Origin of the sequence: Pseudomonas sp. B19(2017), assembly GCF_002113165.1 — a bacterium.
GTDB lineage: Bacteria > Pseudomonadota > Gammaproteobacteria > Pseudomonadales > Pseudomonadaceae > Aquipseudomonas.
This window is the reverse complement of the sequence record NZ_NEJR01000025.1, coordinates 1-13,004: the sequence shown is the minus strand read 5'-3', so window position 1 is coordinate 13,004 and position 13,004 is coordinate 1. Positions and strand designations below refer to the sequence as shown.

Below are 13,004 nucleotides of genomic sequence, written 5' to 3'. Positions count from 1 at the left end.
GTAGAGACTGACGCGAAAGGCACGTACAAGCAAGTAGGCGGCCTGACGAACGGTCATATTCAGCCACTGCCCTGCTGGCACTTGCGCCACTGTCTAGCGAGAGCATGCCAGCCGGCTGGCACTTGGCCTCATAGCCAGACGAGATCAAACAATCACATCATTAGAACAAAGGGTTCTCAAACATGGATGACGCACACCCTACTGTTGGTTGTATATCCACTTTCAAGAGGCAGGCAGTTCAGGCGTCACGCAACGCCACTGCGATCGACCCGAAGCGCGACAGGGAAGCCAACGGGTATTCAGGAATAACAACAAGAAGGCGGTCCGCCATGTTCAGACAATCGAAAATTCGCCAAGCTGGGCTCATTCTCTTCGCCACGACTTTGCTGCTGATCCTGCCGAACCTGACACGGTTGTTCGGCTGAATGCGGCTGTGGCGCCAACAGGCAACGCACAGGTAACCTGCTGGCCTTGATGGTCGGAGATTACCCATGCGCCAATGCCTCGCACTGTTAGTGTTGATCCTGAGCCTGCCGCTGTCGGCGGCGCAACTGCACCTTGAACTGGGCGCCACGGCGCGCCAGTGGAGCAGTGCCGAACTGCTGGACCACCCGCAGGCACGGGACATCAGCATCGACCAGGACGTTTCCTACAAGCGGCCCATGCACTATCGCGCAGTGCCGCTGGCTGCGCTGCTGGACGGCGTGAGCGCCAGCGACCACCTGCAGGCGGTGGCACTGGACGGCTTTGCTGCGGAAATGCCCGCAGCGCCACTGTTGCAGCCAGGCCCGGCACAGGCCTGGCTGGCCGTGGAGGATCCGGGCCGGCCATGGCCACCACTGGGCCAGGGCCAGCCGAGTGCAGGGCCGTTCTACCTGGTGTGGACTGCACCGCAGGCCAGCGGTATCCGCCCGGAGCAGTGGCCGTTCCAGATTTCCACGATTCGCAGGCTGGCTTCTGTCGAAGCGCGTTTCCCGGCGCTGCTGCCCGACCCGAAGCTGCCAGCCGACAGCCCGGTGCGCCGGGGCTTTGCCTTGTTCCAGCAGAACTGCCTGGCGTGTCACCGGCTGAACGGCGCGGGGGATGCGCAGGTGGGGCCGGACCTGAATGTGCCGCATAACCCGACCGAGTATTTTCGCCCTGAGTATCTACGCCAGCTGATTCGTGACCCGCAGAGCCTGCGGCAGTGGCCGCAGGCGAAGATGCCGGGGTTTGCCGAAAGTGTCTTGAGTGAAGCGGAGCTGGATGAATTGCTGGCTTATTTGAGGCATATGGCTGGGCGCAGGCCTTGAGGGCCGTGTGTGCTTCTTCGCGGGCTTGCCCGCTCCCACAGGTCACCACAGGCTTGAATGCCGTGAGATACCTGTGGGAGCGGGCAAGCCCGCGAAGAAGGCAACACAAAACGCTCAGGCTATGGGCCGCTCCTGCTTGACCCCCCACCCTTCCACCTCACCCCCATAAGGTGTCACCAGCTGCTCGAAGGCCTCTTCGAAGTCGCCAATCCCGCCATGGGTGGCATACATGACCTTGCTCAGTTCCAGATGCCAGGCGCCATCGTCCAGTTCCTTCACCTGGGCATTGAGTGACTCACCGCGAAACTGCCTGGCCGCGCGGCGGGCTCCTGCTTCGTCTGGGAATATGGCGTAGAACTCGATGGGGTGGATCTGGGTGAAGTCGAAACCGCCTGCCTTCATCTGGCGCAGGACGTTGCTGCTGATATCGTCGTTCTGGCTGCTCATGAAACGTCCTCCTGAATAATGCGATGGATAGACTTTCCGTGCACTACGCACCTGCCGGCAGCGACCGGGCAGTTCGAGCTGATGCAAGACGCGAAGGGATGCGGTGCCAACCCGCAGAACAGGCTGGCACCTTCATGCAGCGTAGTGCCTGCCAGGGCGCCACGCAAACCTGCGATTCAGGGCGCTTCGTGGATGCTGGTGATGGTCACGCCGCTCTGTTCCTTGAGCCAGCGAGCGGTGGGGGAAACGGCGCGGTCCTGGAAGTCGTTGAGGTCCAGCTCGTCCATCACCGGGAACAGGTGCGAACGGATGGCCCGCGCGGCGTCCTCCTCACTGGGGCACTGCTCGCCACGCAACGTCAGGGTGGTGAGCACGCCTTTCTGATCGGCAAAGATGACTTCCCACTCTTTCATCGAACGACCCCTCTCAGTCAACGAAAACCAGGTGTGTGATGCCTGAACAAGTGACCTTGGGGTGGGGAGAATGTTCAGTCCGGGGATTTGTGTTGGGCCCATTCGCGGGCACGCCCGCCCCCACAGGACCTGTGCTGTACCTGTGGGAGCGGGCGTGCCCGCGAATGGGCCGCAAAGCGGCCCCGATTTATTTCGGCGTGCCGTGCACCACACCGGCCGTGTTATCCAGCAGGCTCTTGGTCGCCGTCTGGATAAACGCTTCCAGCTTCTTCAGCATTTCCGGCTGGTCCGGGCTTTCGATCAGCTCGGCCTTGAACTCGCTGCCCAGCTGGTAGCGGTACATGCGTGGGGTCATGTCCTTGGACTCGATCAGGATGCGGTCGCCCTGCACCAGGCCGACGATCTGCTCGCTGCCCGATGGCTTGATCATGCCCACGCCCTGGTCGCCTTCAGGCAGGTTGAGGAGGTCACGGCCCCAGCACTGGTGACGGGCCTGGCCACCCAGGCGGCCCATGATGGTCGGCACGATGTCGACCTGGGTGCCCACGGTGTGGTTGACCGCACCGAACTTCTCCTGGATGCCCGGGGCAATCAGCAGCAGCGGCACGTTGAAGCGGCCCAGGTCCAGCTCGGTGACCTGCTGGTGGTTGCCAAAGCCATGATCGCCAACGATGACGAACAGGGTTTCATTGAAGTACGGCTCCTTGCGCGCCTTCTCGAAGAACTGGCCCAGCGCCCAGTCCGAATAACGCATGGCGGTCAGGTGCTCGTCCAGGCGACCCTGGCCGGTGACCTTCTCGACCGGCAGGTCCTTGGGCAGCGCATACGGGGTGTGGTTGGACAAGGTCTGCAGCAGCGCGTAGATCGGCTTCTTGCCATCGTGCCTGGCCAGCTCTTCGTTGCCACGGTCGAACATGTCCTGGTCGGAAACGCCCCAGGTCGGGTCGGAGAACACCGGGTTGACGAAGTCGTTACGGCCAATGAAGGTGGTCATGCCCTGGTTGCCGAAGAACCCGGACTGGTTGTCCCAGGCAAAGTCGCCGTTGTAGACGTACACGTCGTCGTAATCGCGGGCGCTGAGCAAGGCCGGCAGACCGGACAGCTTGTGGCCGCCTTCCGGGGTCTGCATCAGGTATTCGAAGCCTGGCAGGTTGGGGAAGCAGGCCATGGTGGCGAACATGCCCTGGTGGGTATGGGTACCATTGGAGAAGAAGCGGTCGAACAGCAGGCCCTCTTTGGCCAGCTTGTCGAAATACGGGGTGATGTTGTTGGGGCTGCCCAGCGCGCCCACCGAGTGGCCGGCGAAGCTTTCCATCAGGATCACCACCACGTTCTTGATCGGCAGGGTGCGCTCGGCCGGCGGCACGAAGTCGCGGCGGATGGCAGCCTCGTCGGCATCGACCAGGGTGTCGTTGGCGGTCAGCAGCTGCTCGCGCACGCTCTGCGTGGCCACGTCCTGCTCCAGCACCGGTTTCCAGATATTGGCCCGGTCCTCGCCGAAGCGGCTCTTGGCAGCATCGATCAAGGTCAGGGTGCCGTTCAGGCCCAGCTGGTTGACGAAGTTGGAGTCGGTGGTGAAGGCATCACCCCAGCGCATCGGCGGGCCCTGACGCAGGGTGCCACGGGCAGCGACCACGGCTACCAGCAGGATCACCATGAACACCGCCAGGCGGTTGTACCACGGCGCCGCGCGGCGCTGCAGGGTGACTTCGTCGGCGCCATTGCCACGGGTCATGCGGTCGATGCCCTTGAACAGCAGGCTCAGCAGCCAGGTGCCGAACAGCCAGGCCAGCAGGTAGCGCACCACAGGGAAGCCGTACCAGAGCATGCTCAGCACGGTTTTCGGGTCTTCCTTGATGTACTGGAACACCAGGCCGTTGAGGCGCTGGTGGAACTCGCGATAGAAGTCCAGCTCCATCAGGCCGAGGAACATCACCACGCTCGAGGTGATGGTCAGCCAGAAACGGAACAGGCCACGCCGGGCCATGGCCCAGGGGCTGAGAATGGCCAGCAGCAGCGGAATACTGATGTACACCACCACCCGCAGGTCGAAGCGCAAGCCGTTGAGGAAGCCTTCGGCGACAGTCGCGCCGGGGGTATCGCCAATCATGTCGCTGTTGTAGACCAGCAGCGCCAGGCGCACGAGGCTGAGCATCAGCATGATCACCAGGGCGCTGAGCAGCGTGTAGGCCAGGTGGGATTTCAGGGTGGGCGAGAACGACGCTCGCGCGCCCCGTTGCTTCAAGGCGTCCGGGTTAGCCATGAATGGGAAGGTCCTAGGATTGCGGGTTTGCGGAGATGGCGCAGGTGTATACCAACGCAGCATTGTGCGGGTGCGGATTCTGTTTAAACCAATGTGAAAATTTTGTCACGGGGGTGTTGCGGGTTTTGTCTGTTTCGGCCTCTTCGCGGGCATGCCCGCTCCCACAGGGATATCACCGCTCTCGACTGTGGGAGCGGGCGTGCCCGCGAAGAGGCCAGCACAGGCATTCAGATGCGCACATTCCCCCGCGGCCCGGCAATCGCCCAGATCACCAGGCCCACCACCGGCAGCAAGGCGATCAGCAGGATCCACAACACCTTGATGCCCACTTCGCTGCCACTCTTGATCACATTGAGGATGGCCCAGATATCCAGCGCCAGGATGATCAGCCCGACCAGGCTGTTGAACGTCGAACCCATGCCTAAACTCCTGTCCAGAGGCTTTGCCACAGCATAGCCAGCTATCACGTCGATAGAAGGGAATCCTTGGCCGTTTGCACGTGTCACTGCTTAAACTGCTTCATCCACCGATTTCGAGGTTGCCATGCCCGCACACACCCACAGCGTAGCCCTGCCTTCGCCCGTCAGCGCCTGGCGCCAACAGATGCACGACAACCCCTGGATCGGCGCCGGCCTGGCCCTGAGCCTGCTGGTGGTACTGGTACTGCTGGGGGCGAGCCTGTGGAACGCGGTGAACGGCGACCACGCCGATAATCTTCACCTGGCCGCACTGGGCGGGCTGTCCGGCTTTGGCGCCACGGCGCTGGGCGCGGTACTGGCGGTGGTGCTGCGCGATATCCGGGCACGCACCCAGGACGTGATGTTGGGTTTTGCCGCCGGCATGATGCTGGCGGCCAGTTCGTTCTCGCTGATTCTGCCGGGCCTGGATGCCGCCCGTGAAATTACCGGCAACGGCCCGGCCGCGGCCTTTACCGTGGTGCTGGGCATGGGCCTGGGCGTGCTGCTGATGCTGGGCCTGGACCGCTTCACCCCGCACGAACACGAAAGCACCGGCCCGTGCGGCCCGGAAGCCGAGCGCATCAGCCGGGTGTGGTTGTTCGTGCTGGCGATTACCCTGCACAACCTGCCTGAGGGCATGGCGATTGGCGTGAGCTTCGCCAATGGCGACATGAACATCGGCCTGCCGCTGACCAGCGCCATCGCTATCCAGGACATCCCCGAAGGGCTGGCCGTGGCGCTGGCCTTGCGCGCTACCGGGTTGTCGAGCCTTAAGGCCGCGCTGGTGGCGATCGGGTCGGGGCTGATGGAGCCGCTGGGTGCCGTGATCGGCCTGGGGATCTCGACCGGCTTTGCCGTGGCCTACCCGGTGAGCATGGGCTTGGCGGCGGGGGCGATGATCTTTGTGGTGAGCCACGAGGTGATTCCCGAAACCCACCGCAATGGGCACCAGACGGCGGCGACCCTGGGGCTGATGGGTGGGTTTGCGGTGATGATGTTCCTGGATACTGCGCTGGGCTGAAGCTTGAAGCTCCCTGTGCCGGCCTCTTCGCGGGCTCGCCCGCTCCCACAGGTACTCCACTGCCCTCAGGCCCAGTGAAAATCCTGTGGGAGCGGGCATGCCCGCGAAGAAGCAAACACTGAAATCAGACGTGTACGGCGACCTTCAGAGCTTCCAGGGCAGGCTCGACCCTGATCCCCACCTCTGCCCCCAGCTCCAGCACCCGTGCCAGCTCGTTCTGCCCCACCATCACCATCTGCAGCTCGTCATCCAGCAACTGGCTGAAGTTGAGCAGCACATAACCACCCGCCTCTTTGTTCAGCGCCCCCATCTGCACCTGAATGCGGTTGAGTGCCGTCAGCGGCTCGGTGCGGGCCAGTTGTTTGGGCTTGAGGGTGAACGGCACGCTCTGGTCGAACGAGTCGCTGATCTGCTGGAACAGCGCCTGGTAACTGTCGGCCTGGAACACCACGGTGTCCGGCAGGCTGCCCAGCACCACCCATTCGCCCAGCGGGATGGGGAAGCTGTCATCGTAGTTGACGTCGGGGTTGGCGGCCAGGAAGGCGGCGGGGTCGGCGTAAGCCTGGGCGGCCTCGTCGGCAATGCGCTCGATGTCTTCCTCGCGCATGCAGCCAGCGCCAATGAGGCTGATGAATTCGAGCAACTGAGTTTTCATGAAAGGGGGCCTGCGACGGGTGAAAAGTCGCCAAGGATAGCCGCAAATGCCCCCTTGCGGTTAGCCGGCCAGCACTTGCAGGCGCGCGGCGGCGTCCACCGCCCCCATGGTTTGCGCTGCCATCAGCGCGGTGGCCCCGCGGGCATCCTGGCGGGCCGGGTCGGCACCCTGGGCCAGCAGGTACTCGATAATTTCGCTGCGGTTGAACATGGCCGCCAGCATCAACGCGGTGCGGCCATCCTGTGCGGCTGCGTCCACCGGCACGCCGTGCTCCAGCAACAGGCGGATCATGGCCAGGTCGCCCTTGAACGCGGCTCCGGCGATGGGCAGCTGGCCGTTATCGTTGGCAATCAGCGGGTCGGCGCCGTGCGCCAGCAATACACGCACCGCGTCGTGGTGGCCGTGGTAACTGGCCAGCATCAGCAGGGTGTCGCCCTTGTGGTTGCGCAAGTTGGGTGGCAGGCCGCTGGCCAACAGGCGCCCGAGCATCTCGGCATCGCCTTGGCGGGCACGTTCGAATACCTGCTCGGCGAAGGCAGCGGTTTCGTCGGCGGTCATGGTGGCGGGCGTGGGTTGGCTGGACATCTGGAACCTCCTGGCAGAAATCGTTGCCCAAGTCTTTGTCAGGCAAGGCTGCCGGGTCAAAGGTTCAGATTCTATCGGGCCGATAGCTGGCGCCAGGTCGTGCAATATGCACTGTGCAAAATGCACGACCGTGCAGGTTGCACGACAACGCCTTCGGAATACACACTTAACCAACTGTATTTAAAGGATTTTTTCGAAAAATGCGTTCTGGCACGGTCACTGCAAACATCAACTCATGTCTGCCACGCAACAGCCAGGAGTTGATATGGACCTCATCCAGGAAAAGTTCGTTTCGGTATTTTCGGCCTATCAGGTGAATACCCAGGCCCGCCCCGACGGCGGTGTCATGCTGACCCTGCGCGCCGCTGACGGCAAGGTCACCCGCCGGGTGCTGACCTATGCGCAACTGCACAGTGCCGAGCAGCTTTCGTGGGCGATCAGTGCGATTCGCCGGGACTTGGCCGAACAGGCCAGTGAATTGCCGGTGATTTCGATGCTGCAGAGCCAGCAGCGGTTTGCCTTGCCGACTTATCGCTGAGTTCTGTGTTGGCTGATCTGGCCTCTTCGCAGCGCAAGGCTGCGAAGAGGCCGGCAAAGCAATTACAGCTCATCAACGCCCAGGAACGCCCGCGCAGTCACGTCTCCGGTAAACCTCGGCTGCATGCCCTGCTCGCTGCCATACAACCGCAACGCCAGGCAAAATGGCACATCGCCCAGCTCAACCCAGCGCCGGGTACCCGCCGGCACCACCAACTGGTCACCCTTCTCGCACAGCACCGAATACACCCACTCCCCCACCCGCAGGCCAACTTGCGCCCGCCCGCTGACCACGGCGAACACCTCATCGGTGTCATGCACATGCTCATCGCGCACATCCACCTGCGCCGGGGCCTCACCGTCACGGTTGAGCACCACGAACGCCTTGCTGCCATGCGCCGTCATCAACTGGTCCAGGTACCCGCGGCAGGCCTCCAGCACCTCGTCCTGAGCCGTGCCCGGGCGCACCCGCAGGCCATGCACGGCATGGGCAAAGTGCACGCCCTGCTCGGCCAGGGTAGCGGCGATGTCGTCGTTGTGGGTCAGCACCTTGTTCGGCAGTTCCGGGCTGGAGAAATGGAAAACACTGAGAATGCTCATCAGGGGCGGGTCCTGGTCGGTTGCGAACAAAGGGCAATGATAACGGTTGCAGCCACGGCTGCGGCACTGGCCATACCAAAGGTGAAGGTGGGCCCCAACAGTTTCCAGCTGTAGCCCGAATACAATGCCCCCAACGCACCGCCGGTGCCCGATAGCGCCGCATACAGCGCCTGGCCCTGACCCTGCTGACGGGCACCGAAGCTGGCCTGGACGAATGCGATGCTGGCGGCATGGAAACAGCCGAAGGTGGCCGCGTGCAGTACCTGGGCGAACACCAGTACCGCCGGCTCGCCGGCCAGGTTGCCCAGCAACAGCCAGCGCAGCGCCGCCAGCACGAAGCTGGCCAGCAGTACCCGCTGCACGGAAAAGCGCGCAAAGATGCGGCTCATGGCCATGAACACCAACACTTCGGCTACCACCCCCAGTGCCCACAGCAAGCCGATGGCACCCCGGGCATAGCCCAGGTGTTCCAGGTGCAGGGTGAGGAAGGTGTAGTACGGCCCGTGGCTGAGCTGCATCAGCGCCACGCAGGCGTAGAACGCGATCACCCCCGGTGCCCGCAGCTGCTGCAGGAAGCCGCCCGCGCCGCTGCGCTCGCCCTGCTCCACCGGCTGGGCATTGGGCACGAACAGGCTGGCGGCGACGATGCCGGCCATGATCGTGACCAGCGCCACCGGGTAGATATCCAGGCTCAGCCACTCGAACAGCCGGCCCAGGCCGACCACGGTGAGGATGAAGCCGATCGAGCCCCACAGGCGCACCTGGCTGTAGCGCGCAGTCTGCCCGTGCAGGTGGGCCAGGGTGATGACCTCGAACTGTGGCAGCACCGCATGCCAGAAGAAGGCATGCAAGGCCATGACCAGCGCCAGCCAGGCGTAGCTTTTGCCCAGGAAGATCAGGGCGAAGGTGGCCAGGGTAGATAGCGCGCCCAGGCGCACGATCAACAGGCGCTGGCCGGTGCGGTCACCCAGCCAGCCCCACAGGTTGGGGGCGATGCAGCGCATGAGCATGGGGATGGCCACCAGCTCGCCGATACGCGCCGGGGAGAAGCCCAGATGGTCAAAGTACAGCGACAGGAACGGGGCGGTGGAACCGAGCAGGGCGAAGTAGAACAGGTAGAAGCTGGACAGGCGCCAGTAGGGGATTGGTTGCATGGGGGTGGCCTTGTGGGGACCTGTGCCGGCCTCTTCGCGGGCGCGCCCGCTCCCAAAGGGAACCCACAGATTCTGACAGCGGTGATGAACCTGTGGGAGCGGGCATGCCCGCGAAGAGGCCGGTACTGGCGAATCAGAGCTGGCCCAGCACCGGGGTATTCACCTTCACATCGGCATTCTGCGCGCGGTGGCGCAGCAGGTGGTCCATCAGCACGATGGCCATCATCGCCTCGGCGATCGGCGTGGCGCGGATGCCCACGCACGGGTCGTGGCGGCCTTTGGTGATGACGTCCACCGGGTTGCCGTCGATGTCGATGGAGCGGCCCGGGGTGGTGATGCTGGAGGTCGGCTTCAGTGCCAGGTGGGCAACGATCGGCTGGCCCGAAGAAATACCGCCGAGGATGCCGCCAGCGTTGTTGCTGAGGAAGCCTTCCGGGGTCAGTTCGTCACGGTGCTCGGTGCCGCGCTGGGCCACGCTGGCGAAGCCGGCGCCGATTTCCACGCCCTTGACCGCGTTGATGCTCATCAGCGCGTGGGCAAGTTCGGCGTCGAGGCGATCGAAGATCGGCTCGCCCAGGCCCGGCATCACGCCTTCGGCGACCACTGTAATCCTGGCACCCACCGAGTCCTGGTCACGGCGCAGCTGGTCCATGTAGGCCTCCAGCTCCGGCACTTTGCTTGGGTCAGGGCTGAAGAAAGCGTTCTGCTCCACCGACTCCCAGGTCTTGAACGGGATCTCGATCGGGCCCAGCTGGCTCATGTAGCCGCGCACGGTGATGCCCTGGGTGGCCAGGTACTTCTTGGCGATGGCGCCAGCGGCCACGCGCATGGCGGTTTCGCGGGCCGAACTGCGGCCACCGCCGCGGTAGTCGCGGATGCCGTACTTGTGGTGGTAGGTATAGTCGGCGTGAGCCGGGCGGAACAGGTCCTTGATCGCCGAGTAGTCCTTGGACTTCTGGTCGGTGTTGCGGATCAGCAGGCCGATCGAGCAGCCGGTGGTGCGGCCTTCGAACACGCCGGAGAGGATTTCCACCTCGTCGGCTTCCTGGCGCTGGGTAGTGTGCCGGCTGGTGCCGGGCTTGCGCCGGTCGAGGTCGTGCTGCAGGTCGGCGAGGGAAATTTCCAGGCCCGGTGGGCATCCATCGACAATGGCGACCAACGCCGGGCCATGGCTCTCGCCAGCGGTGGTGACAGTGAACAGCTTGCCGTAGGTATTGCCGGACATGGACGCTCCGCGAGATCTGCCTGAAGTGAACGAAAGCGGCAGTATACAGATGGTTGGGTTGCCTGTGCTGGCCTCTTCGCGGGTAAACCCGCTCCCACAGGATCACCACAGGCCTGGGCAATTTGCGGTACCTGTGGGAGCGGGTTCACCCGCGAAGGGGCCGAACCTGCTATACAAAGCCCGAGAACCTTCCCGCAAACACTGGGTCAAACCGTCATCTCCCCATGTAGTACCGCATGATGTCGCGCCTCGTCGCCCTCTTCTTCCTGCTGTGCACCGGCCTGGCCCAGGCCGCCGCCCCCACCGTGCTGCAACGCCCGATCGACCTCGACACCGGCCAGGGCGTGCTGCATGGCAGCCTGCTGCTGCCGCAACAGGCCACCCCGCCACCGGTAGTGCTGATCATCGCAGGCTCGGGCCCCACCGACCGTGACGGCAACAACCCGGCGTCAGGCCGGGTCGACAACCTCAAGCGCCTGGCCCTGCTGCTGGCCAACGCGCACATCGCCAGCGTGCGCTACGACAAGCGCGGGGTGGCCGCCAGCCAGCCGGCCACGCCCGACGAGCGTGACCTCAGCGTGGAGCGTTACGTGGCCGACGTAGTCGCCTGGAGCCACAAGCTCAAGGCCGATCCACGCTTCGGCCCGTTGATACTGGTTGGCCACAGCGAAGGCGCGCTGATCGCCAGCCTGGCCGCCGAGCAGGCCGGCGCCAGTGCGGTGATCACCCTGGCCGGCAGCGGCCGGCCATTGGCCGAGGTGCTGCGCGAACAGCTGGCCCAGCGCCTGCCGCCGGCACAACTGGCGGGTGGCAGCGCCCTGCTCGACCGCCTGCAGGCCGGGCAGACCAGCCTGGAAGTGCCGGCACCGCTGCGCCAGGTGTTTCGCCCCAGCGTACAGCCCTACCTGATTTCACTGTTCCGGCAGAACCCGGCGGCGGCCTTTGCCCGCCTGCCCATGCCCGCGTTGATCGTGCAAGGGCGCAACGACGTGCAAGTGGGCGTGATCGACGCCGAACGGCTGAAGGCGGCCAAGCCGGATGCGCAGCTGGTGCTGATCGATGGCATGAACCACATGCTGCGTATCAGCCCCAAGGCGATGAGCCAGCAGCGCGACAGCTACCTGAACCCGGAACTGCCGCTGGCAAGGGAGCTTGGCGAGCAGATTGTGACGTTTATCCAGCATTTGCCTTCTGCCTGAGCCTCAGGTCTTGGCCGGTACGGCCGATAATTTCGGTAATAGCGGAACATTGGGGCCGCTGGCGCGCCCCATCGCCGGCAAGCCAGCTCCCACAGGAATACCACAGGCCTGAATGCCGTGCGGTCCCTGTGGGAGCTGGCTTGCCGGCGATGGGCTGCGCAGCAGCCCCTGCCGCATGCCCGAACCCAAGGACAAGCCCTGATGACAACCGCCCCCGCCGCCGTAGAGCCGGCCGAAGAGCCCGAGGAAAGCACCGCCCTGCCCTGGGCCGAGCTGGCCGCCGAACATTTCCAGCTGTTGCGCCTGGCCGCCCTGCCGACTGACCGTAGCACCGGCGCACGGCCGCTGCGCTTTGTGCAGTTCGGCTATGCCGAGCGCCACGACAAGGCGCACAGCCTGCTGCGCATGGAAATCCAGCTGCCCGGGCAGAAGGTGCACAAGGAACAGAACCGCCTGGACATTCGCGTCGACCACTCCGCGCGCCTGGTGCGCATCGGCAATGAACATGGCCTGCAACTGGAGCCGCTGAACCGTGGCATCGGCCGCTTCCTGCTGGCTCAGGCCGCGCAGTGGCTGCAGCGCAAGTGGTCGCACTACCGGATCGAGGGCATGGCGCTGCCGAGCAAGGATGCGCTGAACGAAGACTCACGCCTGCGTCGTGACCACTGCCTGCGCGGGATGGGTATCGAGGTGGAGTACGAGGACAGCCAGCATCTGAAGGGCCGTACCGTGGAAATGACGGTGGGCGAGCTCAAGGGGGCATGGAACAGCGAGCGCTTGCAGCGAGTGGGGATACTGGATGCTGCCGGCCTGCTGCAGCAGGCTGACCAGCAGTTGCAGGAAAAGGAAGGGCAACTGCGTGAGCGCGATGAACGGGTTGCCAAGTACCAGCGTGAAGACAGCGGGTTGCGCTTTACCATTACCTGCCTGGTGGCGTTTGCAGTGTTCCAGGCGGGGTTGCTGATCTGGATTGCCACGCGCTGACACCGCGTTGCCTGCTTCGCGGGCGCGCCCGCTCCCACAGGTATTGCGCAAAGCCTGAGGACGGCGCTGTACCTGTGGGAGATCACCCAGCCCTTCCGGGCTGCGCTGTCGCGCAGCAAACATGAGATGTACGGCTTCAGTTCTGCAGCAGCGCTGACATTTTGAAAAAGA

Annotated in this window: 15 protein-coding genes; 6 read left to right on the top strand and 9 right to left on the bottom strand. The window is 64.1% G+C overall.

The features are described from left to right. Positions 1-182 precede the first annotated feature (182 nt). Positions 183-425: a hypothetical protein gene (locus CAF70_RS27435; protein ID WP_128637193.1), complete on the top strand. Its 243-nt coding sequence runs from the start codon at positions 183-185 to the stop codon at positions 423-425. Between the two features lie 66 nt (positions 426-491). Next, entirely contained in the window at positions 492-1,292 is an 801-nt protein-coding gene (locus CAF70_RS24200) for a cytochrome c (RefSeq protein WP_085627136.1), read from the top strand. Positions 1,293-1,406: 114 nt separating this feature from the next. Here CAF70_RS24200 and CAF70_RS24195 read toward each other — a convergent pair whose 3' ends face one another. From CAF70_RS24195 to CAF70_RS24180, 4 genes are all read right to left on the bottom strand, one after another. Beyond that, positions 1,407-1,739, bottom strand: a complete 333-nt coding sequence (locus tag CAF70_RS24195) for a ribonuclease E inhibitor RraB (protein WP_085627134.1) — start codon at positions 1,737-1,739, stop codon at positions 1,407-1,409. Between the two features lie 176 nt (positions 1,740-1,915). Continuing rightward, positions 1,916-2,152: a hypothetical protein gene (locus tag CAF70_RS24190; RefSeq protein WP_085627132.1), complete on the bottom strand. Its 237-nt coding sequence runs from the start codon at positions 2,150-2,152 to the stop codon at positions 1,916-1,918. A 187-nt stretch (positions 2,153-2,339) separates the two neighbouring features. Continuing rightward, on the bottom strand, positions 2,340-4,415 hold the full coding sequence (locus CAF70_RS24185; RefSeq protein WP_085627130.1) for an LTA synthase family protein: 2,076 nt from the start codon (positions 4,413-4,415) through the stop codon (positions 2,340-2,342). A 227-nt stretch (positions 4,416-4,642) separates the two neighbouring features. Continuing rightward, positions 4,643-4,834, bottom strand: a complete 192-nt coding sequence (locus tag CAF70_RS24180; RefSeq protein WP_012271091.1) for a PLDc N-terminal domain-containing protein — start codon at positions 4,832-4,834, stop codon at positions 4,643-4,645. 124 nt (positions 4,835-4,958) lie between these two features. Between CAF70_RS24180 and CAF70_RS24175 the strand changes: the two genes are divergently transcribed. After that, a complete protein-coding gene (locus CAF70_RS24175; protein WP_085627128.1) occupies positions 4,959-5,894 on the top strand; it encodes a ZIP family metal transporter in 936 nt (311 codons plus the stop codon). A gap of 124 nt (positions 5,895-6,018) precedes the next feature. Here the strand turns inward: CAF70_RS24175 and CAF70_RS24170 are convergent, their stop codons facing one another. Continuing rightward, on the bottom strand, positions 6,019-6,549 hold the full coding sequence (locus CAF70_RS24170; RefSeq protein ID WP_085627126.1) for a hypothetical protein: 531 nt from the start codon (positions 6,547-6,549) through the stop codon (positions 6,019-6,021). A 60-nt stretch (positions 6,550-6,609) separates the two neighbouring features. After that, positions 6,610-7,134 carry an ankyrin repeat domain-containing protein gene (locus tag CAF70_RS24165; RefSeq protein WP_085627125.1) on the bottom strand — a complete coding sequence of 175 codons (525 nt, stop codon included), beginning with the start codon at positions 7,132-7,134 and terminating at the stop codon, positions 6,610-6,612. Positions 7,135-7,399: 265 nt separating this feature from the next. Here CAF70_RS24165 and CAF70_RS24160 point away from each other — a divergent pair, with 265 nt between their 5' ends. After that, positions 7,400-7,672 (top strand): DUF3509 domain-containing protein, encoded by a 273-nt coding sequence (locus tag CAF70_RS24160; RefSeq protein ID WP_085627123.1) that lies wholly within the window; start codon positions 7,400-7,402, stop codon positions 7,670-7,672. Between the two features lie 62 nt (positions 7,673-7,734). On the opposite strand, the gene CAF70_RS24155 is transcribed toward CAF70_RS24160, so the two are convergent. From CAF70_RS24155 to aroC, 3 genes are all read right to left on the bottom strand, one after another. Beyond that, positions 7,735-8,271, bottom strand: coding sequence for an oxidase (locus tag CAF70_RS24155; RefSeq protein WP_085627122.1), 537 nt, complete (start codon positions 8,269-8,271; stop codon positions 7,735-7,737). Beyond that, entirely contained in the window at positions 8,271-9,425 is a 1,155-nt protein-coding gene (locus tag CAF70_RS24150) for an MFS transporter (RefSeq protein ID WP_085627120.1), read from the bottom strand. Before CAF70_RS24150 ends, CAF70_RS24155 begins: the two co-directional genes overlap by 1 nt. Positions 9,426-9,558: 133 nt before the next feature. Further along, positions 9,559-10,650 (bottom strand): chorismate synthase, encoded by a 1,092-nt coding sequence (gene aroC / locus CAF70_RS24145; RefSeq protein WP_085627118.1) that lies wholly within the window; start codon positions 10,648-10,650, stop codon positions 9,559-9,561. Positions 10,651-10,886: 236 nt separating this feature from the next. Between aroC and CAF70_RS24140 the strand changes: the two genes are divergently transcribed. Then, positions 10,887-11,849 (top strand): alpha/beta hydrolase, encoded by a 963-nt coding sequence (locus CAF70_RS24140; RefSeq protein ID WP_085627116.1) that lies wholly within the window; start codon positions 10,887-10,889, stop codon positions 11,847-11,849. Positions 11,850-12,050: 201 nt separating this feature from the next. Further along, the gene (locus CAF70_RS24135) at positions 12,051-12,833 is read left to right on the top strand and encodes a hypothetical protein (RefSeq protein WP_085627114.1); all 783 of its coding nucleotides are present in this window, start codon (positions 12,051-12,053) and stop codon (positions 12,831-12,833) included. Positions 12,834-13,004: the final 171 nt, after the last annotated feature.

What these genes read in the sequence shown, in the direction of transcription:
- CAF70_RS27435 (WP_128637193.1), top strand. Translation starts at nt 183, where the DNA reads ATGGATGACGCACACCCTACTGTTGGTTGTATATCCACTTTCAAGAGG.
- CAF70_RS24185 (WP_085627130.1), bottom strand. Translation starts at nt 4,415, where the DNA reads ATGGCTAACCCGGACGCCTTGAAGCAACGGGGCGCGCGAGCGTCGTTC.
- CAF70_RS24160 (WP_085627123.1), top strand. Translation starts at nt 7,400, where the DNA reads ATGGACCTCATCCAGGAAAAGTTCGTTTCGGTATTTTCGGCCTATCAG.
- CAF70_RS24200 (WP_085627136.1), top strand. Translation starts at nt 492, where the DNA reads ATGCGCCAATGCCTCGCACTGTTAGTGTTGATCCTGAGCCTGCCGCTG.
- CAF70_RS24135 (WP_085627114.1), top strand. Translation starts at nt 12,051, where the DNA reads ATGACAACCGCCCCCGCCGCCGTAGAGCCGGCCGAAGAGCCCGAGGAA.
- CAF70_RS24155 (WP_085627122.1), bottom strand. Translation starts at nt 8,271, where the DNA reads ATGAGCATTCTCAGTGTTTTCCATTTCTCCAGCCCGGAACTGCCGAAC.
- CAF70_RS24165 (WP_085627125.1), bottom strand. Translation starts at nt 7,134, where the DNA reads ATGTCCAGCCAACCCACGCCCGCCACCATGACCGCCGACGAAACCGCT.
- CAF70_RS24180 (WP_012271091.1), bottom strand. Translation starts at nt 4,834, where the DNA reads ATGGGTTCGACGTTCAACAGCCTGGTCGGGCTGATCATCCTGGCGCTG.
- CAF70_RS24170 (WP_085627126.1), bottom strand. Translation starts at nt 6,549, where the DNA reads ATGAAAACTCAGTTGCTCGAATTCATCAGCCTCATTGGCGCTGGCTGC.
- CAF70_RS24195 (WP_085627134.1), bottom strand. Translation starts at nt 1,739, where the DNA reads ATGAGCAGCCAGAACGACGATATCAGCAGCAACGTCCTGCGCCAGATG.
- CAF70_RS24150 (WP_085627120.1), bottom strand. Translation starts at nt 9,425, where the DNA reads ATGCAACCAATCCCCTACTGGCGCCTGTCCAGCTTCTACCTGTTCTAC.
- aroC (WP_085627118.1), bottom strand. Translation starts at nt 10,650, where the DNA reads ATGTCCGGCAATACCTACGGCAAGCTGTTCACTGTCACCACCGCTGGC.
- CAF70_RS24175 (WP_085627128.1), top strand. Translation starts at nt 4,959, where the DNA reads ATGCCCGCACACACCCACAGCGTAGCCCTGCCTTCGCCCGTCAGCGCC.
- CAF70_RS24190 (WP_085627132.1), bottom strand. Translation starts at nt 2,152, where the DNA reads ATGAAAGAGTGGGAAGTCATCTTTGCCGATCAGAAAGGCGTGCTCACC.
- CAF70_RS24140 (WP_085627116.1), top strand. Translation starts at nt 10,887, where the DNA reads ATGATGTCGCGCCTCGTCGCCCTCTTCTTCCTGCTGTGCACCGGCCTG.